Source organism: Labilibaculum antarcticum (genome assembly GCF_002356295.1).
Taxonomy (GTDB): domain Bacteria; phylum Bacteroidota; class Bacteroidia; order Bacteroidales; family Marinifilaceae; genus Labilibaculum; species Labilibaculum antarcticum.
The window spans coordinates 483,814-506,445 of sequence record NZ_AP018042.1 but is presented as its reverse complement, the minus strand read 5'-3'; the positions used below and the strand labels follow the sequence as shown (position 1 = coordinate 506,445).

Sequence of the window (22,632 nt, the reverse complement as noted above, 5' to 3'; positions counted from 1 at the left end):
CCCTTAATCCTTAATCCTTGTACCTTATACCTTTCTTCTTGTCACTTGATCTATCCACCAATTCCATAAAAACTACCATTTTTATTCTTAGTCCCAGCTTCCGGTTTTTGATTGATCGAATTATCGATTGCTTTTTTAATTCCTAATTCTTTGATATCGAATTCGCTGGCATTAAATAAACAGGGTTTAACTTTTCCGTTGGCCGTAAGTCTAATCCGGTTGCATTCCAAACAGTTTCCACCTTTACCTCCTTCAACAACAGAGAACTCGCCGCTTGCCAAATCCATTTGTTTGATGAATCGTAAATCCAGATTATTACTCTTGCAAAATTTGCGTAAATCTTCCAGATCATCCAAATCGGCATCAGGCATTCGAACGCAGTTTATTTTTACGGGGTTCAATCCGGCCTTTTGAGCCGCTTTAATTCCTTTAAAAACATCTTCAATATTACCCAAACGGGTTATTTCTCTGTATTTTTCAGGCTTAAGCGTATCTAAACTGATGTTAACTCGTTGCAATCCGGCTTTAGCCAATCGATCAGCATATTTTTCAAGTAATATGCCATTGGTCGTCATTGCGATTTCATCAATACCAGGAATATCAGATAACAACTGTACCAAATCGACAATTCCTTTTCTAACCAAGGGTTCGCCTCCGGTAAGCCGTATTTTGGTGATTCCACTTGCAACAGCTTCTTTCACAAAATCGGTAATCTGCTCAAAACTCAATACTTCATCATGAGCCATTAAATCAATACCTTCTTCGGGCATACAATAAGTACAACGAAGATTGCATCGGTCTGTTACCGAAATTCGCAAGTAATTTATATTTCTGTTATAATTGTCTAACATGAACAAATTCTCCTTCCATAAATTCATCAACATCAGTAGGTATTAGCATAATCCCATTGGCTGATGTAAAAGCATTAATATGAGCTGAACCATGATATTTTATCGGTACAACTTGATTGTCTGCATTAAAGCGGACAGGCAAAAATTCAAGTCTGTCAGCTCTTTTTCGTTTGTAATCTGATGCGATTGGCATTCTTACCATTGGAGCATTGTAATCATAGCCCATAAGGCGGTATAGTAATGGTTTTCCGAGTAATTCAAATTGCACAAAAGAGGAAACCGGATTTCCAGGTAAGCCCAAAACGTATTTCTCCTTGCAGGTTGCGAAAACGGTATGTTTACCGGGTTTTACCATAAGGGTATGAAACCAAATATTGAAACCTAATTCTTTTAAAATTTGTGGTATAAAATCAAAATCACCAACAGATACACCACCAGATATAATTAGTACATCATTTTCCTCAAGGCTTTTAATCATTGCCTCTTTTGTAGCTTGCTTCGAATCTAAAACAATCCCTTTATTATCACCTTTAATGCCCATTTTTTGCAATTGAGCTTGAAGTTGCCAGGAGTTTACATTGCGAATTTGAGATATTTCTGGTTTTTGATCGGGTTCAACCAATTCGCTTCCTGTTGCAATAGTTGCAACTTTTGGCTGTTTGTAAACAACAGGATTTGCACATCCAACACTTGCTAATACTGATATATGTTGTGCTTTTAATCGGGTTCCTTTTTTTAGGACAACATCATTTTCTAAAATATCTTCCCCTTTAAGGCAGATATTCGATTTCGTTTTTTCTTTGGTGAAGTGAATGTGATTGTCATTAATTTGTTCGGTATGCTCAATCATGATTACTGTATCTGCACCTTCAGGCACCATTGCTCCGGTCATTATTTTAGAACACTGATTGGTTCCAACAGTTTTAGTTGGGGCAGATCCTGCAGCAATAACCTCCAATACTTCAAGATTATTAGCTAAATCTGATTGTTTGCAGGCATATCCATCCATTGCCGATTTATTAAAGGGCGGAAGTGACATGTCAGAAAGTACATCTTCTGCTACAACTCGATTTAAACAGTCAGCCAAATTGATAATTTCTGTATCTAACTTTTTCGTGGCATGTTTTACGGTTTTTAATGCCTCGTGAAACGTAATCATATTATTAGTTTTTTATTTTCCATTCATTATTGGCAAAAGTAATTTTATCTGCAGTAAAATTGAAATTCTCACCATTAAATTCAAACCATTTATCTGCTAATTTTCCATAACCAATAGCTCTGGGTTTTATGTCGTTATTGTTTTTTTTGTTGATCATTAAAAACAGACCCGGTTCAATAAAGTCTCTCAAGCCTCCCGATTCAGAAATTACAGGTGTTTCGGGCGTAAGTATTTTCTCGAAATAGGAGAGTACCTCAGGAAGATGATCATCTTTAGCCTGCACATAATACACTTTTTTGCTTCCTGCCTGAAACAAGCGATTGCTGTCTTTACTGCCTTTTTTATTATTTTCTTTTGCAATGATAAAATCTTCAGTTTCTCTGATGATTTCCAATTCCTTGCTTAATTCATGAAAGTGAGGGGATACTTTAATGCAAACCAACTCATTTTTACACGCCAATTCTTCAATCAATCGACATGCAAATAAGGTTTTACCAACATTTCTGCCAGTTCCTGCAATTAATAATATGTTCTTTTTAATATTCCTCATTTCTTAAATATAAAAAACCTCCAATTCAATTTAGAATCGGAGGCTTATGTATTTAGTCCCGATAGTGTGTCAATTGCTAAGCTAAAGTGCAATTACTTAACTGTCGGTATCGTCTAAAATTACAAAAAACACTCCTTTCCAATTTTAGGGTCTTAGCCCAGCGGGAGGCAAATTCGTTTCCAAATTTACCCATCGGTTTATAATTCGTTCCATTTTTCAATGGCTTAGAGATTGTAAACTCGGAGATCACTTTATTACTGGGGTAAAGATATTAATATTAATGAATCTACAAATGTATATGTGTGAAGATTAAAAAAAATGAGTTATGAGTTCGTTAACCCAATAATAATGGCGTTCTTCCGGAAAGCCTATGGTCTTTAGGTTCTAAAATGTAACTGATTGTGTTATTAGTCAGCAATGGCTGTATTTTATTTTGTAATTTATAATTAGTTTGATTAAGAAATAGAATTCATGACTATATTTATAGGCTGATTTAATTTAGAAAGAAACATGGGGAAAGGGAATCATGGACATTCTCATCACGATCACGGTGAGTTGAAAGGAAGAAATTTGGGAATTGCAATTTTATTGAATGTTGGAATTACGGTGGCGCAGGTAATAGGAGGAATTGTATCGGGTAGTTTGGCTCTTTTGTCCGATGCCATGCATAACTTCAGTGATGTTCTCGCTTTAATAATAAGCTGGTTTGCAAGTAAATTGTCGAGTAGGAGACAAACGGCTAAACAAACATTCGGATATAAAAGGGCAGAGATATTAGCGGCTTTATTTAATGCAATATCATTAGTTGTAATTGCATTTTTCCTTTTAAAGGAGGCCGTCCAGCGGATTTCAGAACCTCAGGATATTGAATCGGGATTGGTCATGATTTTGGGTGGATTATCAATCCTTTTAAATGGACTTAGCGTGTTGTTGGTAAAGAAAGATGCTAAGAACAATATTAATATGAAATCAGCTTATCTGCATCTATTATCCGATATGGTTTCATCGGTTGCTGTTGTTTTAGGAGGATTGGCAATGTACTTATGGGAAATTCCTTGGATTGATAGTGTTCTGTCAATTGCTATTGCTCTCTATTTGGTGTATTCTAGTTGGGCTTTGGTGAAGGAAAGCATACGTATTCTCATGCAATTTGCTCCAATTGATATCAATATGGATGAAATCCATGAGAAAGTTAAAGAACTGGCAGAAGTGGAAAACATGCATCATGTGCACATTTGGCAATTAGACGACAAGCAAATTAATTTCGAAGCTCATATTAGTTTCAGAAACGATTTGGCTTTGAGTGAAGTAAATAATGTTCTGGACAGATTGGAACACATGCTTCATGATGAATTTGAAATAAGTCATGTAACACTTCAGCCTGAATTGAATGGCTTTTGCGAAGATGAAAGTGTTGTAAGACAGGAAAGAAAACATATTCATTAGTAGGCCTTCTTTCCTGCTTTTGCTGACTGTTAGTCTAGTGAATTCAATAAATCCATTGGGTTTTCAACAAGCACTTCAGCTCCATTTTCGAGTAATTCTTCCATGCTTCGGAATCCCCAAAGAACACCTGCTGCATACATTCCTGAATTTACAGCCGTTTGCATATCCACACCCGAATCGCCAACATACATTATTTCTTCAGGCGCAATGCGCATTTTTGTGCTAATCATTATTGCTCCTTTAGGATTTGGTTTTCTGGGAATATCTCCACCAGCACCAATCACCATTTCAAGCTGCCAGTCAGCAAGCAGAGCTTTTGCAACCTTTTGAGTTAATTCATTTGCTTTGTTCGAGAATACGGCAATCTTGATGTTTCTTTTCTGTAATTCAGTAAGAAGTTCTGCAATTCCCGGATACAAACAAGTTTTGGCAACGCAATTTTCATCATATACACTCATCATTCTGTTATAACAGGCTTCTAATGTTGCTTCGTCAATTCCGGACTCCGGCAAAGCATTCTCTACCAATGCTTTTAATCCTCGGCCAACAAAAGTTTTGTATGTGTCGTAGTCATGTATTGGAAAATCTTTTTCGCTTAGAACTATATTCATTGAATCGGCAATATCTTCAATTGAGTTAGCGAGTGTGCCATCGAGGTCAAAAACAACTCCTTTTATCATTACAATCTTCATTAAGTTTATGGAGTACAAATATTAAAAACTAAGTTTGAGTATGCAAAAGGAACTGCACAAATTTTTAAGCATAAAAATGAGGCTATCCAGAAAGAACAAATGAATTGTCATTTTAAGCGATCCCGATGGTTATCGGGACGAAAAACATTCACAATACGGTTGAGATGTTTCAACAGGCTCAACATGACAAGAGCATATTGAATGGTTCTTTTTGGATGGCCTCTTTTGGTCTTTATTTATCTAATGATGGTTCTTAATTCGGCATTGTAATCAATGGTAACATCCATCCATTCATTGAACATGTTTTGCCATGAACCTTCTCCGTAAAGCTTTTCAAACTCTTTTTTAAATCCATCATCTGTCGACCAATCTGCATAGCTTTTAAAGTCCCACACAATTCCAACATCAGCACTATGGGCTGTGTGCAATGGATTATTGAAAACTAAGAATGCTACTCCCATTTTTTCAGAAGTCTTCATAAGTTTAATCGCAATTTCCTTAAAACGATAATACTGTCCTTTTTTTAGATCAATTGCCCAGGCTTCATAATGCTTGGCATTCATTAAAATATCTTTTCCAAACGATAAATTTTCATTGTAATTCCAAAGATTCACGGGGCCATATTTCTCAACGAAAGGTTCTACCGTTTTGTCCCAGTCAGCTTCATGACCATTTTCTTTTGCAGGTCTGCTATCTAATGCAGCGTAAGTTGTAGGTCCCATAATCCAAACATACCAGCCGGATTTATCTCCGTATTCTACTCTTCGCAAACCAGCCACGTAATCACCTTTTGGGTGAAATTTTTCATTGTGAGCCTTAATTGCTTTTTCAAACTCATCAGCCATTCCTTTTTTTGGCAAAATGTAAACACTTTCAACAACTGTCTTTTCAGTCTTCTCGCTGGTTTGTGCAACAACTGCAAAACTTAAACATAAAGCAATTGCCAAACCAATTATTCTCTTTCTCATGATAATATTGTTTTGGTGAATAATGATCCAATTTACAATATTTATTTAGAACAATTCTAATTAATATTTCTTAAACATCTCACGATGAGTATTGTGCGAGTCTTTGTGCGCTCTGCATTGATATGAAAATGAAAATGATATTTACTTGAAATACATATGGTTAAAATCGTAAGAAAGATAGATTGATATCGTTTGCGCATGGCCAACATAGTAAAAGGGAGCGATATTATTCGAAAGAATCCTTTAGAAATGGTGTAGATAAGAGAAAAAAAAGCATATATTTGAAACTCTTAAAGATGAGGAATAGCTTTTTTGAAACAGATAAATAACATAGCGGTTGAAATGAACATGTTGGGAACCAACATGGGAATGTCTATGTCTGAAGCTTCTATTTGTACTATTCCTACAATAATCACAACTACGACCACAACCCTTTAGGGGGTTGAATTATTACATATCGCCACAGGTGAGTAGTTGATTGCTCAAAAAACCATAGGGTATATTATACCTTGTACAATACTAATTACGCAATAATTGGTGTTGTCGGAGCATTCTTAGTAACAAAGCAGAATAACTATTTAACCAAAATTTATATCAATCGATGGACAACTGGACATTTGTACGGAAAGGAATCTATCTTAAGAAATTAATCAATGAAGGTTTTGAAATTTGGAGGAAGCTCAGTTTCCAATGCAGAAAATTGTAAGCGGGTTCAGGAGATTATTAAAAGGGATTATGCCAACTGTAAGCAAGTTGTAGTTGTTTCAGCTTTTGGTGGAGTTACCGATGAGTTGGAGAGGTGCATTAATCTGGCCAGTCAAAGGAGTAACGAATATGAAAATTCCCTTTTAAAAGTAAAAGAAAGGCATTTTCAGGTTATAAACGAACTTAATTTACCAGTAGAAATAGAAATTAGTACATCAAGGAAATTTGATGAATTAGCAGAATTGCTTCAAGGAGTTTATTTGTTAGAGGAAATCTCTCAGAAAATAAAAAATGCAGTAATGGGATCAGGTGAGATATTATCATCCCTGATTTTTTCAGCTTATCTGAATCATTGCGGGATGAATTCTGTCCTTTTCGATTCTAGAGAATATATCAAAACACAGAATGGAAAAGGAGTATTTTTAAATAGCCAGCAGACCAATAAGAATTTAGAGGCAATAAAAGATATTGAATTTCAAATTGCGGTGTTTCCTGGCTTTATAGCTTCTGGTCAAAATGGCGAGATGACATTGCTAGGGCGTGGAGGATCGGATTACACAGCTTCTATTTTGGCCGCAGGCTTAAATTGCAGTGAGTTGGAAATATGGACGGATGTAAGTGGTATGTTTACTGCCGATCCAAGACTAGTATCGCAGGCCTTGCCAATTGAGCAAATGTCTTTTCAGGAAGCAATGGAACTTTCCCATTTTGGAGCTAAAGTCATCTATCCTCCAACATTGATTCCAGTTTTACAGAACAAAATTAATGTTCGCATTAAGAATACTTTTGCTCCCGATGAAAAAGGGACTCTAATTACTGATACACCTAAAAGTGACCGTTCTATAGTTCGAGGACTTTCTTCAATCGATCATATTAATTTGTTTACCCTTGCGGGTAGTGGAATGGTTGGGATTAGCGGATTTGCTGCCCGTTTATTCACCTGTTTGGCTCAGAATAAGATTAATGTCATTCTAATTACTCAGGCTTCTTCGGAGCAAAGTATGAGTGTTGGTATCAAAGAAGATGATAGAGAATTGGCAATCGAAGCTGTTCGTGCTGAATTCGAAATGGAAATTAGAATGAACTTGGTAAATGAACCTGCTGTTGAGGAGAATCTATCAATTGTTGCTGTTGTTGGCGAGGATATGGGATACACTCCTGGGATTTCCGGAAAAGTATTTAGTGTGCTTGGCAAGAATGGTGTAAACATTCGTGCGATGGCTCAGGGAGGAAATGAATTGAATATTACTTTCATGGTTCCAACTTTCGATGTAAAGAAAGTGTTGAATGTTATTCACGAAGATTTCTTCATCTCAACTCATAAAAAGGTAAATCTATATATTGCCGGTGTTGGAAACGTAGGAGGTAAGTTATTGGAGTTTATTAAAAATCAATACGATTATCTACTTGAAGAGAAAGGGTTGCAATTAATTGTGCGTGCTGTGACTAACAGTCGAAAAATGCACTTTGCACAGGATGAAAATATGCTTCAGAATTGGAAGCAGAAATTAGAGAATGAATCAGAGGTGGCCGACTTGCAGGAATTTGTAAAACGAATGGATCAGGCTAATTTGAGAAACTCGGTGTTTGTTGATATCACTGCAAGTGATGTTGTGAGTAAGGTATATCAACAAGTCTTGAATTCTACCGTTTCTATTGTAGCATGCAACAAAATAGCCGCTTCTTCAGAATTTGATAATTACATGAGAATTAAAGCCGCAGCAAAAAAACACAATGTGGAATTCATGTTTGAAAGTAATGTCGGGGCTGGTTTGCCGGTTATTAGCACTATAAACAGTTTGATTAATACCGGCGATAAAATTGTTGGAATTGATGCTGTCGTTTCTGGAAGTTTAAATTTTATAATGAATGAGTTTAACAATGGTAAATCATTTGTTGAAGCAGTTAAAATGGCAATGGAGCAAGGTTTTACCGAACCGGATCCTAAAATTGACCTGAGCGGAATGGATGTATTAAGAAAGCTTCTCATATTATCGCGTGAAGCAGGATACAAACTGGAAGAAAAGGATGTGGAGCATGAACCTATGATTCCGTTATCTTGTTTGAATGGCGAAACTCCAGAGGATCTAATTCGTGACTTGGAAGCTCATAATGATCATTTTGAGGCTTGGAGAACTGTTATGGCTGAAAAAAACATCAGATACCGATACATTGCTTCCTTCGCAGACGGCAAGGCTAAGGTGAGCCTAAAAGAAGTAACGCCCGATCATCCATTTTATGACATTCACGGTAAAGACAATGTGATTTCTTTAAAAACGAAGTGGTATAACGATCAACCACTGATTGTTAAAGGAGCCGGAGCAGGTGCAGAAGTAACGGCTTCAGGAATTTTTGGAGATATCATTAGAGTTACTAGCAATTAATTACCTACAAAGAAAATTGAATAACATGTCAGATAGTGTGAAAGTTTTTGCTCCAGCCAGCGTTTCAAACGTTGGTTGTGGTTTCGATATATTAGGATTTGCCATCGATGGGGTGGGCGACGAAATGATTATTAAAAAAAATGATCAGAATAAAATAGTTATACAAGCGGTAAAGGATTACGAGAATCTCCCTACTGATCCAAAGAAAAATGTTGCTGGTGTGGCCATTCAGGCTTTATTGGATGAATTAGGAAGCAATCAGGGTTTTGATGTTGAGATTATTAAGAACATCAAGCCGGGTAGTGGAATCGGATCCAGTGCGGCAAGTGCGGCAGGAGCCGTTGTTGCAGTAAATGAACTGTTAGATAAGCCTTATACCAGATTGCAGTTGGTTGATTTTGCCATGAAAGGGGAGGAAGTTGCTTCGGGTGATGTGCATGCCGATAATGTAGCTCCTGCAACACTAGGTGGATTTTGTCTGATCCGAGGATATAATCCTTTGGATGTGATTCATATTCAGCCACCGGCAAATCTATGGTGCGCTGTTATTCATCCTCAAATCGAAATAAAAACAAAAGAGGCACGGGAAATATTGTCTCCTGAAATTCCTTTAAAAAAGGCAATTCGTCAGTGGGGAAATGTCGCCGGTTTGATGGCCGGACTGTATACTTCAAATTACGATTTAATAGGTCGCTCACTTGAAGATCATATTGTAGAGCCGCAAAGAAAAGTGTTAATTCCTGAATTTGATGAATTAAAGCTGTCCGTTATGAAAGCTGGAGCTTTGGGCTGCAGTATTTCCGGCTCGGGACCTTCAGTATTTGCATTGGCCAACGGCAAGGAATCCGCAGATTCTATTGCTGCTGCTATGAATACTGTGTATGAACGTACGGGTATTGATTACAAAATCTACGTGTCCAAAGTAAGTGAAGACGGAGTGAAGATCCTGTAACAGGAAGATATTAGTTAAGAAATCGGATAGATTTCAATTCAAGAACTTGAAGAAAGAAATTACTGTGAAATATTTTAGTACAAATAATATAGATTTACGTTATAGCTTTAAAGAAGCTGTAATAAAAGGGCTTGCGCCGGATAAGGGCTTGTTTTTTCCGGTTTCGATACCAAAATTGGGAACTGATTTTTTTAAACGATTGCCCGGATTAAGTCTTCCGGAAATTGGCTTCGAGGTGGCCCGTCATTTCGTTGGCGATGATATCTCAGATGCTGATTTGAAGAAAATTACGGAGGAGGTGCTTAATTTCCCGATTCCTGTTGTGCCAATAGAAGATAGTGTTTACACCTTAGAGCTGTTTCACGGTCCAACTTGTGCATTTAAAGATGTAGGTGCCCGATTCATGTCACGATGCCTGAGTGCTTTCGCAAAGCAGAATCAGGAAGCGGTTACAATTTTGGTTGCAACTTCCGGAGATACTGGTAGCGCGGTTGCCAATGGTTTTTTAGGAGTTGAAGGTGTTAATGTTATTATATTATATCCTGCAGGCAAAGTAAGTAAGATTCAGGAGCAGCAATTGACCACAATGGGACAAAACATTACAGCTCTCGAGGTAGATGGTACTTTTGATGATTGTCAGGCTTTGGTGAAAACAGCTTTTGGTGATAATGATTTGAATGCTAAATTAAGTTTGACCTCAGCGAATTCAATAAATATTGCTCGATTGTTACCACAAAGTTTCTACTATTTCTACGCTTGGGCGCAACTGCAACCAACAGATAAAAAAGTTGTGTTTTCAGTTCCTAGTGGGAATTACGGAAATCTTACAGGAGGATTGCTGGCAAAACAAATGGGATTGCCGATCGATTCATTTATTGCATCGGCAAATATAAACAAGGTTGTGCCAGATTATTTGAATACCGGAAAATACGAGACTAAAGCTTCGGTTCAAACCATTTCAAATGCAATGGATGTTGGTGCTCCAAGTAATTTTGCCCGTATGATGGAATTGTATCAGGAGAAACATTCAGACATCATTAAGGATGTAAAGGGCGTTTGGTTTTCTGATGAAGAAACAGAAGATGCGATAGCAGATGTATATAATAGGACTAAGTACATTCTCGATCCTCACGGTGCAGTTGGGTATTTAGGCTTGAAAAAGTACTTAAATAAAGAAAGTGAAGTAGGTGTTTTTTTGGAAACAGCCCATCCGGCAAAATTTAAGGATACGGTTGAAAAGGTACTAAATATTGAAATTAAAGTTCCTGATTACCTTCAGGAGTGTTTGGGTAAAGAAAAAAAGAGTATTTTAATAAGTAAGGAGTTTTCAGAGTTTAAAAGCTTCCTTTTACTTAAATAATGAGTTCTAAAAAGGCTGTCATTCTTTATGAACAGCCTTTTTAGAACTCATTATCTCGTAATGATGTAGATCATTATATACTGCTTTTATAGTGATGTAAAAGAAGATGGTAGTATCACTCAGGAGAAGAAGCTATACTTTTTTTAATTGTCTATTAATTAATGCTTTACGTCCTTTTTTCTTTAGGAATTGTAGAATCTTTAAATTTGTCATAATTGAATGTTAGTACACCTTAAATTTGATGAATTAGTTAAATAAAAATCATCTTTAAATAGAGTTATGATTTAATTCTCATTCTTCTTTTAATTGTTTATGGGGAATAGCTTGAAAATTCTTTGATTTATTATGTTGCAATCTTTTAAAGGTTAAATTTCTTATTTTTTCTTAAAGGAAATTTGCAAACCATCAGAAATCCTTTATATTTGTATATGAATGAAATTTAAAAGCAATTTTTAACCCTAAAATTTTATAAAGTTATGAACAAAGCTCAATTAATTGATGCAATTGCTAGCAAAGCTGGTTTAACTAAAGCTGATTCTAAAAAAGCATTAGATGCTTTCATTGAAACTACTACTGAAGCATTAAAAGGTGATGATAGAGTAGCACTTGTAGGATTTGGTTCGTTTTCTGTTTCTAAGCGTGATGCTAGAACTGGAAGGAATCCACAAACTGGTAAGCCTATCAATATTCCAGCTAAAAAAGTTATTAAATTTAAGGCTGGTTCTGAATTAGCAGACTCTGTACAATAGATAATTGTCAGTCAAAAGATGTTAGAGGGGGGTGTATTTATAATACCTCCTTTTTTTGTATCTAATTTTTTGTGGATGGAAGAGAGATTATTGAAAGAAGCTGTAAATTTTCTAGAAGGTTTTTCTAATGATAATCGTAAAGAATTACTGAGAAAAAATGTTGAAGATAGAACGAGATACATTACCCTGGTTTTAGAGGATATATTTCAAGCTCAAAATGCCAGTGCGGTAATTCGTACGTGCGATTGTTTTGGTATTCAAGATTTACATGTGATTGAAAATTACAATTCGTACAAATTAAATCCTGATGTGGTTATGGGGGCTTCAAAGTGGGTTGATTTGCATCGGCATCATAAAGAGGAGAGAAACACCTTAAGTACAATTTCAAAATTAAAAAGCCAGGGATACAGAATTGTGGCTACTACACCTCATACCAATGATATTCTTTTACCTGATTTTGATTTGAGTAAAGGAAAGGCCGCTTTCTTTTTTGGAACCGAACGAACTGGTTTGTCTGATGAGGTAATGAATAATGCCGATGAATTTGTGAAAATCCCAATGTATGGATTTACTGAAAGCTTTAATATTTCAGTCTCTGCAGCCTTGGTATTAAGTCACCTCACAACTGCACTTCGCAGATCGGATGTAGAGTGGCAATTATCTGATAATGAAAAGTTAGAGTTGAACTTGAAGTGGCTAAAGAAAACGGTTAGATCTGGAGACGAATTACTCGAGAAATTTTTGAAAAAGAATCAATAGAGATAATAATTTGATAAAATTAAGTTTAAGTTAAACTTAATAGTGCGGATTATTTTGCTTAAATATTTCGGAAATGGTAAAAAGATTATTATTTTTGATGAAAACTACCATAGCGTAGATAAATACGATTTATTTAACTACTTTGAATAAAAATTAACTACCCCTATATGAATTGTGTTGTAATCGACGATGATAAACTTTCGAGAAAAGTTGTTGAAAGTTATATTGAAAGAACGGATTTTTTATCATTTGGAGCCTCTTATCCAAGTGCAATTGAAGCAATTAATAATATCAAAAAGAACGAACCTGTCGATTTGATATTTTTAGATATTGAAATGCCTGAAATGAGTGGCATGGAATTCCTGAATAGTTTAAGTACTACACCACAAATTATTATTATCTCTTCAAAGGAACAGTATGCTCTGGAAGCTTTTGAATATGATGTTACTGATTATCTTTTAAAGCCAATTAGTTACAGTCGATTTTTTAAAGCTGTTAGCAAAGCAAATCGACGTTACAAGAATAGCGAAGGTTTCATGCAGGATAAGAATGAGATTTTCATCAAAAGTAATTCAGCATTGGTTCGTTTGAATTACGACGATATTTTATGGATTGAAGCTTTAGAGAATTACGTGGTTGTGAATTCATATCATGAAAAATACACCATTCATTTTACCATGAAGGCAATTGAAGAAAAAATGCCGGCTACACGTTTCTCAAGAATTCACCGTTCTTATATCGTTAATTTGAGTAAAATTGGTGTGATTGAGGATAATTCTGTAGTTATTGAAACCGAAAGTGGTTCAAAAGCTATTCCTATTGGAAAATCTTATCGCGATAAATTATTAGGAGATATTAATTTAATGACGAGATAGTTTTTTAATGGCAGGATTTTTATTGAATTTTGTATTTAAATAAAATCTTGTTTATGATCACGAATCGACAACTATTTCTGCAGCATGTCGCTACAACCTCCGATTTTCCTATTGCTTTGGAGATTGAGAGAGCAGAAGGAATATATATGTACAGCCCGGACGGAAAGCCATATTTGGATCTCGTATCGGGCGTTTCTGTGAGTAATATCGGACACGGACATCCTCGTGTTCGTCAAGCCATAAAAGATCAGGTTGACAAGTACATGCACTTGATGGTGTATGGTGAGTTTATTGAAACTCCTCAGGTTGAACTGGCCAAGTTATTATCTGATAATTTGCCCGAGAGTTTGAATTCTGTTTACTTCGTAAATTCAGGAAGTGAAGCAAACGAAGGAGCTTTAAAATTAGCCAAACGATATACAGGACGATCGGAAATTATCTATTTTACTGGAGCCTATCATGGAAGTACACATGGTGCATTGAGTGTTTTGTGTGATGAGGAAATGAAGAATGCATATCGTCCCTTATTGCCGGATGTTCGAATGATTGAATTTGGTAATGTATTGGATTTGGAGCAAATCACCGAAACAACTGCTTGTGTGATTCTTGAACCGATTCAATCCGAAGGAGGAATGATTATTCCATCCAAAGAGTTTATCCAAACATTACGTGCCAAATGTACCGAAAAAGGTGCTTTACTGATTTTCGATGAGGTTCAAATGGGATTTGGTCGAACAGGAAAGCTTTTTGCCTTTGAACATTTTGATGTAGTTCCGGATATTCTTTGTTTGGCGAAAGCCATGGGAGGAGGGATGCCTATAGGTGCGTTTATATCTGATAAAAAAATTCTTGATTGCTTCAAAAGTAAGCCAATGTTAGGTCATATTACAACATTTGGAGGTCATCCTGTTTGTTGTGCTGCTGCCAAGGCTGCCTTGGAGGTTTTATTAGAAGAAAATATTGTGGCTGATGTTCAGCGCAAAGGGGAGCTTTTTGTATCTCTACTTAAAGATCATCCAATGGTAAAAGGATTTCGTCAGTTAGGGCTTTTTATTGCCGTAATCGTTGAATCTCAAGAAATTATGGTCGAGATTATGAAAGAGGCCTATGAAATAGGTGTTGTGATGGATGCGTTTCTTTTTTGTGATAATGCATATCGAATTGCACCCCCTTTAAATATTACGGATGAGGAAATTCGGCATGCTTCGGATTTGCTGATTCAAGCTATGGATAAGGTGAGAAAATAAAATTTCACGAATTTGTGCTGTTCTTGTTAGAATATTCAAAAGTAGATTGATGAGAAAATTATTACTTGTGTTTGTTGTCTTACTCGGTTCTTCGAGTCTCTTTTCACAGATTAATTTAGTAGAAAAGGAACAACAAATTAAATCAGAATTTGATAGTTTGGTCCTGGCTGATTCTGATTCTCTAAGATTGAGTATCTGTAATGAAATTGAAAAATTGTTTGGCGATTTATTGAGCGAAGAACAGAGTTTTGATTATCCGTTTTCTGAATTGTCTAAAATGGGGAAGTTGATTTCTCCTGATCAGCAATTTCGAATTTTCAATTGGAATTGTGTTTTGGGTGATGGTACTTATCGATATTTTGGATTGTTGCAAATCAAACTGAAGAAATCAATTCGTGTTGAGGTTTTGCAGGATTCGAAGCTTGCCACTGATATGTTTCATCAATATTCAGCAGGAAATTGGCCGGGAGCACTTTACTATCAAATTATTCCGTTCAAGAAGAAATCCGGCTATTCTTATTTTCTGCTAGGCTGGGATGGGAATGATTTCCGAACAAATAAGAAAATTATTGAAGTGCTCAATTTTGATGAGAAAGGGCAAGTCACTTTTGGTCTGCCGGTGATTTTGTGGAAAGGGAAAAAGCTAAGCAGAATTGTCTTCGAATATGCCAAACAGGCTGGAATGACTATTCAATACAATGAAAAAGAGGAAAGAATTGTTTTTGATCATTTGGCGCCGTCATTGCCAGTTTATCAGAACCAATTTGAATATTACGGACCTGATTTTTCCTACGATGCTTTGGAGTATCAGAAAGGAAAATGGGTATTAGTTGAAAATGTTGATGTAAGAAATAAGTAAGAAATATGAGTGATACATTCCAATATCAAACCGAGCAGTTTGCCGATATAAAAATACTAAGATACCAGGTTCCTGGTTTCGAAGAACTGACATTAAGACAGAAAGAACTGATATACTATTTGTCGGAGGCAGCACGTTGTGGTCGAGATATTATGTTCGATCAAAACAATAAGAATAATTTGAGTATTCGTCGTACCATGGAGGCAATTGCTAGATCGTACGATGGAGATCGGGAATCTGATGAATTCAAAAGCTTTTTGATTTACACCAAGAGAGTTTGGTTTTCAAACGGAATTCATCATCATTATTCTATGGATAAGTTCATGCCGAAATTTACCGAAGAGTACTTTGGAGAACTCTTGAGCAATACAAATCATAAATTGCTGCCTTTGTTGAAAGGCGAGGATGTTGTTGGTTTGATTACCCGATTGGTTCCCGTCTTATTCGATGAAGCTGTGGATGCCAAAAGAGTAGTTCTGAATCCTAAATTGGATTTAATAAAGGATTCAGCTAATAATTACTACGAGGACGTTACTGAGAAAGAGGCAGAAGATTTTTATGCCAAGATCGAAAAAGGAGATCCGGAAAGACCAATATCTGCAGGTTTAAATTCCAAGTTGGTAAAGGAAAATGGGGAGTTGATTGAAAAAACATGGAAAGTTGGAGGAATGTATTCCTATGCAATCGAGCAAATTGTATTTTGGCTGGAGAAGGCAATTCCTTTTGCTGATAGTGAACTTCAAAGAGCATCCTTGGTGAAATTGGTGGAGTTTTATAAAACTGGTGATTTAAAAACCTTCGATGAATATTCAATTTTATGGGTGCAAGATTTAGATGCTCATGTTGATGTAGTGAACGGTTTTATTGAAGCCTATGGCGATGCTTTGGCAATAAAAGGCAGTTGGGAATCTATCGTTAATTTTAAAGATCTTGAAGGCACCAAAAGAGCTGTGATCATTTCCGATAATGCACAGTGGTTCGAAGATCATTCTCCTGTTGATGAACGATTCAAGAAAAAAGAGGTGAAAGGAGTGAGTGCAAAGGTAATTACTGTTGCTATGTTGGGTGGCGATTGTCATCCGGCAACACCTATAGGTGTTAACTTGCCAAATGCAGAGTGGATTCGTAAGGAACATGGCAGCAAGTCTGTTACCATTGATAATATTACGCATGCTTACCATCAATCATCATTAAAAGGTGGTATGGTGGAAGAGTTCGCTTACTGCAAAGAAGAAGTTGCACGGGCAAAAGAGCATGGATATTTGGGCGGAAACCTGCATACCGATTTGCACGAATGTCTTGGTCATGGTTCCGGACAATTACTAGCAGGAGTGGGAATGGATGCTTTAAAAAATTACCATGCGACTTTAGAAGAGGCTCGTGCCGATTTATTTGCATTGTATTACATGATGGATCCTAAGATGGTTGAGCTGGGATTAATGCCAAGTCTGGAGGTTGCTAAAGCTGAATACGACGGTTACATTCGTAATGGCTTAATTACTCAGCTGACTAGAATTGAGTTGGGAAAAGACATCGAGGAATCGCACATGAGAAATCGCCAGTTAATTGCCAAGTGGGTTTATGAGAAAGGTGAAGCGGAGCAGGTTGTTGAGAAGCTTCAGGAAAATGGGAAAAGTTATTTTGTTGTAAAGGATTATCAAAAATTGAGAACTCTCTTTGGAGATTTACTGGAAGAAGTACAGCGAATAAAATCGGAAGGAGATTTTGAGGCTGGAAAAGTATTGGTTGAAGATTATGCAGTTAAAGTAGATACCGAATTGCATAAAGAAGTGAAGGAACGATTCGGAAAGCTGAATTTGGCTGCTTATGCTGGCTTTATTAATCCCGATTATCATCCGGTTTACGAAGAAGATCAACTTGTTGATGTTACAATTTCCTACCCAATGGATTTTATGGAACAGATGCTGGAATATGGAGAGAGGTATTCCTTTCTTCCCCACATAAATTAATACCGATTGTTGTTTCGTTATAAAGCAGAAATTCGCAAGCTCATTGACGATCCAATTCAACATACATCGGCATTATACCCTTTAGCTTTATAGCCAAGACTATAGTTCATTTGGTATAAGATATAGGAGATGATTTTTCATCTCCTTTTTTCATCTTGGAAATTGAAGACTTTATCGAATAAACCATAAAGCTTAATTTACTTCAATCATCTTTTGCTAATTTTAAGCACAAGCTTAAAAACAGACAAAAAATGATAAAACGAATTGTACTACTTGCAAGTTTTGGAATGATGTGTTCCAGCACTTTTGCGCAGGATATGAATTATACCAAGCAATTGGTGAATAAATTGAGTTCAGAAGAATTTCACGGACGTGGTTATGTGAATAAAGGGGATAGTATTGCTGCTGTTTACTTGTCGGAAGAGATGAAAAGCATTGGACTAAAAGGATTCGGGGACAATTATTATCAGTCGTACACAACTTCGATTAATACTTATCCCGAAAATCCTAAGTTGATATTGGATGGCAAGGAATTAGTGTCAGCAAGTGAATACATCGTGAATCCAAACGCAAAATCGTGTAGTGGAGAATCCGAATTAACATGGATTACGAAGGACGTTTTAACCAATTCTCGTGTGTTGGGCGATTTTATGAAGAAAGATCATTCCAATTCATTTTTGGCGATTGATTCTGCAGGACTAAATAATAAGGATTTGTATAATTTTGCTCAGACCATGTTGAAAAAGAATGTGTTTGATGCAAAAGGAATTGTTTTAATCAATGGGAAATTGAAATTTTCTGCACGAACTAAAACGGTTGACTATACAACTTTTATGCTGAAGTCGGATGTGATTTCGCCTGATGCAAAGAAGATTACTTACGACATAAAAAGCGAGTTAATTGAAGATTATCAAACTCAGAATTTGATAGGCTATCTTCCAGGAAAGTCTGATACTTGTATTATTTTTTCGGCTCACTACGACCATTTAGGTCATTTTGGAGATAAGATTTATCCCGGAGCAAATGATAATGCAAGTGGCGTTGCAATGGTTTTGAATTTGGCAAAACATTTTAAATCCTTAAAAAAGAAGCCTCACTACACTATGGTTTTTGCATTGTTTAGTGGAGAAGAGGCTGGATTACTTGGCTCGAAGCATTACGCAGAAAATCCTTTGATTTCCTTAGACAAAACCAAGATCAATCTTAATTTTGATATGGTAGCCACTGGCGACAAAGGGATATTTGTAATTAACGGAAAAATGGTTCCTGATGAGATGGCAAAATTTAATACCATCAACAACGAAAAAGACTATGTGTTTAAGATGTCTGGAACAGGGGAATCATCTTCTTCCGATCATGCTTCATTTCATGAGAAAGGTGTGAAAGCAGTTTTCTTTTACACGCATAGTGATAACTCAGATTATCATGAAACAACCGATACCGCTGATAAATTGCCATACACACAGTTCGAAGGAATTTTTAAATTGGTGAGAGATTATACTGAGCTGCAATAAGAAAAGACATTTTTATAAATATAGAAGAGCTTTTGCTGATGGTAAAGGCTCTTTTTATTTAACCGCAAAGGAAAACGAAGGAATACACAAAGGAACACAAAGGGAAATAGTTGAGTTTTTAGGAATCTGAAGATGCTTGATTGCTTGTGTGAGTAAAACACGAGCAACTAACTCTTTTTTTTTAGCCACAAAGGAATATTAAAGAAATTTATTGCCTCTTGATGCTCTCACTTTGAGTGAGGGGTTCAATAATAAGAAATCTACATGAACAGCAATTACCCCAAGCCCCTAAAGAGGCTTAAAAGGACAGCTGATTTTGAAAGTCCTCTTCTGAGGATTTAGTGGTAAAAAGATAAATGCTTAAGTTACTAATGCTTGGTTTCGTTCACTAAGTTGAAAAAAATAGAATTCTAAAAGCAGCATCGCAGCGGAGTATTTGTAGAAAATATATTTTTGCATGAATAAAAAGGTGCAGAGCACCGAGGCACTGCTGTAATCCTGATTGTTCCCATGTCAGAGATAAGAGCAAGCTTGTGCAAAAAGGAGTTGATTAGTTTTTAAAGCATTAATTCGCGCTGCGGTACGCTGTACCTCATTCCATAGGAGGATTTTTCACCTACAAATACTCAGGTGCTCTGCACCTAAAATGCTTAAAGCATGTTGTGGTTCACTGAATTTAGAAATTTTGAATTCTGAAAAGCAGCATAGCTGCGAAGTATTTATAGCGAATATATTTTTGCAGGAAAGAAAGGTGCAGAGCACCGAGGCATTTGCTGTCATGTTGATTCCTTATGCTGGCACGAACTAAAAGTTCGCGCCAATGGTTATTATAAATTAAACTTCAATTTAATTCCTGTATCTCTGTGATGTTTGCCATCAAAACTCCAGACTACCTCTACATCCAGTACAAGAAATATTTGCGATAAACCGTAACCAACTTCCCAATAATTCTTTTTATCGGCATGAGTCAGGTAATTGGCAAATAATCGCTCCTGAATTACTATTGCATTATTCAGAACGGGCAATCGCTTTAGCAGAAATCGATCTGACGTGAATTCAAGATGCGCTTCGGCATAATCGTTATTGGTTGAGAATTGATAATAATCTAACAAACGAAAAGTATTTAAATCGCCGCCGAGCATAACCAGGGGTTTACTTGTATTAAAATGGGTGTAGTCTGTAAAATGCATTTGATTGTTCGAGAGGTATCTGCCTGCTTTTATTTTGTAGGATATATTATCGTTAAAGCCAATGGAAAAGTTTTGTTTTACTGATGCTTCCAAAAGCGAGAAATCGGTTTCAGAATCAAATACATTCTTAATTCCTTGACGGTACGATAGTCCAAAAGTGGGATTCGAATTGGCATAACTCATGTGTTTCACTCCTTTTTTCACATAGTATCGGTGTCGGGGAGTATATTCAAGATTGGCTAAAATGGTAAATGCTTTATTGTTTTTAACCAATTCAGGCGCAATTCCTTCCGGAATATTGGATGTATAGGCTTCATCATCAGCATCGTAAAAATAAAAAGAACAGTTGTTCCGGAGTTGTTTTCTATGTTCATATTCCAATTCGGTTGAGAAATGCAGGCCGTTTTCAATATCAAATTCATGCCAGATATTCAAATAATTCTTATCAAATACTTTTAGGTAATTATCTCTGAAGTACAAACTGGAAATATCGTTTAGCATTGGATTTATGCCGGATTCTTGATTGAAATCGACAGCCTCGCTACCTGCTTTAATTCCAATCCATGCTCTTTTAAAGCCATTGTATCTGTATTTCGATTCAACAGAGAAGTCAACATGTTTTCGTGAAAAGGCATAGCTTACACTCGGGATAAGACTAAAATGGTGACCAATGGTATCCCATTTTTGAAATTCAAAAGGAGCTTTATAGGTAAATCCCTGCACCGTATTAAAAGATATTTTATCAATATTGAGAAGTCCGGGAGTAGAAAAACTAGAATTTTCATCTTCGTATTTGTATGTTTTCCCGAACAGGAGATTCTTGAATTTAAACTTTCGATTTGCAGTACGAACAGAATCTTTGTATTCCGGACTGTTACGAACAATTTGAAGGGAATCTTTTTTCGTAAAACTGATCTTTTCATCATCCGATAAGGGGATGGGTCTCATTTGAGTCCAGTACAAGGAATCTTTGTCTTTGGCATCTTTAGCCATTTTCACTTTTTCGATTTTGATTTCCAGCGGCTCTTTCACTTTCTCTTCGCGCTTTTGCTGATTTTCTTTCTCCATCAACCGGTATAGCTTTCGCATGTCCGAATTATTCATATCATCCTTTTCCAGAAGATTTTGAATTTCATCTTTCCGCTTTTTTTCTTTAACGGATAGAACTTCCGAATCTTGCTGATTGGTTAATTCATTAATGTTTTCAGCTTCCTGCTTTAGGGCCAGTTCTTGTTGCTTTAAATAATCATGATCTATATTTGGATTGAGCTTTATTTTATAGTCTTTGATAGAGGCCACATAGATTCCATTGAGTCCAAATCCCAGTGCCTTAAATTGGATGTCGAAATCGAAACTTACCGGCATCCACACGCCTTCACTAACAGGTGCATACAATTGATGCATGCTGATTTCTGTCATGGGAAGGCTCACTTGTAAATCGGCAGAGTGAATGTTCCAATAGTTTTCTGCAATATTTAAATATCCTCGGAATAAATCTTTGCCTTTGCGTCGGGGAATCACTTTAATTCGATTAATCATTCTTCCCTGATCCTCAAAAACCGATACCAGCTCATATCTATATACTGAAAGTGCATTTTTATCCAAAGGGGAAATCAATCCTTGATCTTTTGTGTCGTACAAATTGGAGGTTATAAATGGCATTGGATTGGCCTGATCGTCTAATCCGGATGAGCGAAAGGATACAACCTCCTCCTCAATTTTATCAGGTAATTCGAAGTGAATTTTTGATATGTTTTCGGTTACAAAGGTTTTGTTTTCGGTAATGTCATCTTCGGCCAGTTTCTTTTTAAAAAGCCACGGTACACTGGTAATCTTTCCCGATCCTTTTAGGTAAACAGTATTGTCGTACTCGCTAACTTGCTTGGTATAATAATCGCCCATTGCAATTGCCTTCCGCATTACATAGTAGGCCGGGTCTTCACCGCTGGCTAACACTTTTACTTCTTTTAGCTGATAGGTTTGAGGAGCAAGAGCAACATTCATTTCCACATCTTTGTCGTTTATGCTCACCTTCACTTCTTTGGTTTTAAACCCCAAATACCTGAATTCCAGATCCCATTCTCCTTTAGGAAGAACCAATTGATACTGCCCGTCGATATTTGAAGTTGTGCCTGTGGCCAGCGTTTTACTGTAGATATTGGCAAAGGGGATTGCATTTCCATCCGTATCGGATATTGTTCCGGTAATTTGTTGAGAATATCCTGAAAAAGATAAAAGGCAAAAAAGAAAAAGGAGTAAATGTTTTGTCATGATTTAAAATTTGCTTTTAATTTTTATGAGACAGCTTTGATTTTTAGATTGTTACACTTGTATTCTTTTTTGTTTATTTTGGTATTTGTCGACAATCATTATCAGCTGTATTAAGTAATAATGCATTTTTC

17 protein-coding genes and 1 riboswitch are annotated in these 22,632 nt (G+C 36.3%); of the genes, 11 read left to right on the top strand and 6 right to left on the bottom strand.

From position 1 onward, the window contains the following. Positions 1 to 50: 50 nt before the first annotated feature. Genes ALGA_RS01970 through ALGA_RS01960 form a run of 3 tightly spaced genes read right to left on the bottom strand, consistent with a single transcriptional unit; the run spans position 51 to position 2,560 of the window. A complete protein-coding gene (locus tag ALGA_RS01970) occupies positions 51 to 884 on the bottom strand; it encodes a GTP 3',8-cyclase MoaA (RefSeq protein WP_197705677.1) in 834 nt (277 codons plus the stop codon). Further along, positions 835 to 2,010, bottom strand: a complete 1,176-nt coding sequence (locus ALGA_RS01965) for a molybdopterin molybdotransferase MoeA (protein WP_096427701.1) — start codon at positions 2,008 to 2,010, stop codon at positions 835 to 837. Before ALGA_RS01965 ends, ALGA_RS01970 begins: the two co-directional genes overlap by 50 nt. A gap of 4 nt (positions 2,011 to 2,014) precedes the next feature. After that, positions 2,015 to 2,560, bottom strand: a complete 546-nt coding sequence (locus tag ALGA_RS01960) for a P-loop NTPase family protein (protein ID WP_096427700.1) — start codon at positions 2,558 to 2,560, stop codon at positions 2,015 to 2,017. Positions 2,561 to 2,675: 115 nt separating this feature from the next. Next, a riboswitch (molybdenum cofactor riboswitch) is annotated at positions 2,676 to 2,817 on the bottom strand. Between the two features lie 253 nt (positions 2,818 to 3,070). Here ALGA_RS01960 and ALGA_RS01955 point away from each other — a divergent pair. Then, on the top strand, positions 3,071 to 4,006 hold the full coding sequence (locus ALGA_RS01955; protein ID WP_096427699.1) for a cation diffusion facilitator family transporter: 936 nt from the start codon (positions 3,071 to 3,073) through the stop codon (positions 4,004 to 4,006). A 29-nt stretch (positions 4,007 to 4,035) separates the two neighbouring features. On the opposite strand, the gene ALGA_RS01950 is transcribed toward ALGA_RS01955, so the two are convergent. Together ALGA_RS01950 and ALGA_RS01945 are read right to left on the bottom strand one after the other, a co-directional pair. Beyond that, positions 4,036 to 4,686, bottom strand: a complete 651-nt coding sequence (locus ALGA_RS01950) for an HAD family hydrolase (RefSeq protein WP_197705676.1) — start codon at positions 4,684 to 4,686, stop codon at positions 4,036 to 4,038. A gap of 248 nt (positions 4,687 to 4,934) precedes the next feature. Beyond that, positions 4,935 to 5,666, bottom strand: coding sequence for a hypothetical protein (locus ALGA_RS01945; protein WP_096427697.1), 732 nt, complete (start codon positions 5,664 to 5,666; stop codon positions 4,935 to 4,937). A 653-nt stretch (positions 5,667 to 6,319) separates the two neighbouring features. On the opposite strand from ALGA_RS01945, the gene thrA reads away from it, so the two are divergent. The 10 genes from thrA to ALGA_RS01895 all read left to right on the top strand — a co-directional run bounded on the left by thrA (position 6,320) and on the right by ALGA_RS01895 (position 19,040). Beyond that, on the top strand, positions 6,320 to 8,755 hold the full coding sequence (gene thrA, locus ALGA_RS01940; RefSeq protein ID WP_096427696.1) for a bifunctional aspartate kinase/homoserine dehydrogenase I: 2,436 nt from the start codon (positions 6,320 to 6,322) through the stop codon (positions 8,753 to 8,755). 25 nt (positions 8,756 to 8,780) lie between these two features. Beyond that, positions 8,781 to 9,707, top strand: a complete 927-nt coding sequence (locus ALGA_RS01935) for a homoserine kinase (protein ID WP_096427695.1) — start codon at positions 8,781 to 8,783, stop codon at positions 9,705 to 9,707. A gap of 46 nt (positions 9,708 to 9,753) precedes the next feature. Next, positions 9,754 to 11,067, top strand: coding sequence for a threonine synthase (gene thrC / locus ALGA_RS01930; protein ID WP_197705675.1), 1,314 nt, complete (start codon positions 9,754 to 9,756; stop codon positions 11,065 to 11,067). A gap of 476 nt (positions 11,068 to 11,543) precedes the next feature. Continuing rightward, positions 11,544 to 11,816, top strand: a complete 273-nt coding sequence (locus ALGA_RS01925; protein WP_054717818.1) for an HU family DNA-binding protein — start codon at positions 11,544 to 11,546, stop codon at positions 11,814 to 11,816. Between the two features lie 75 nt (positions 11,817 to 11,891). Next, a complete protein-coding gene (locus ALGA_RS01920; protein ID WP_096433334.1) occupies positions 11,892 to 12,575 on the top strand; it encodes a TrmH family RNA methyltransferase in 684 nt (227 codons plus the stop codon). 167 nt (positions 12,576 to 12,742) lie between these two features. Next, complete coding sequence (locus ALGA_RS01915; protein ID WP_096427694.1) at positions 12,743 to 13,450, top strand: LytR/AlgR family response regulator transcription factor; 708 nt, start codon at positions 12,743 to 12,745, stop codon at positions 13,448 to 13,450. Between the two features lie 53 nt (positions 13,451 to 13,503). After that, complete coding sequence (locus ALGA_RS01910) at positions 13,504 to 14,697, top strand: aspartate aminotransferase family protein (RefSeq protein WP_231706028.1); 1,194 nt, start codon at positions 13,504 to 13,506, stop codon at positions 14,695 to 14,697. 49 nt (positions 14,698 to 14,746) lie between these two features. Then, on the top strand, positions 14,747 to 15,556 hold the full coding sequence (locus ALGA_RS01905) for a hypothetical protein (protein ID WP_096427693.1): 810 nt from the start codon (positions 14,747 to 14,749) through the stop codon (positions 15,554 to 15,556). Between the two features lie 5 nt (positions 15,557 to 15,561). Then, positions 15,562 to 17,526: a dipeptidyl-peptidase 3 family protein gene (locus ALGA_RS01900; protein WP_096427692.1), complete on the top strand. Its 1,965-nt coding sequence runs from the start codon at positions 15,562 to 15,564 to the stop codon at positions 17,524 to 17,526. Positions 17,527 to 17,777: 251 nt separating this feature from the next. Then, positions 17,778 to 19,040, top strand: coding sequence for a M28 family metallopeptidase (locus ALGA_RS01895; protein WP_096427691.1), 1,263 nt, complete (start codon positions 17,778 to 17,780; stop codon positions 19,038 to 19,040). A gap of 827 nt (positions 19,041 to 19,867) precedes the next feature. On the opposite strand, the gene ALGA_RS01890 is transcribed toward ALGA_RS01895, so the two are convergent. Next, entirely contained in the window at positions 19,868 to 22,501 is a 2,634-nt protein-coding gene (locus ALGA_RS01890; RefSeq protein WP_096427690.1) for a DUF5686 and carboxypeptidase regulatory-like domain-containing protein, read from the bottom strand. Between the last annotated feature and the right edge of the window lie 131 nt (positions 22,502 to 22,632).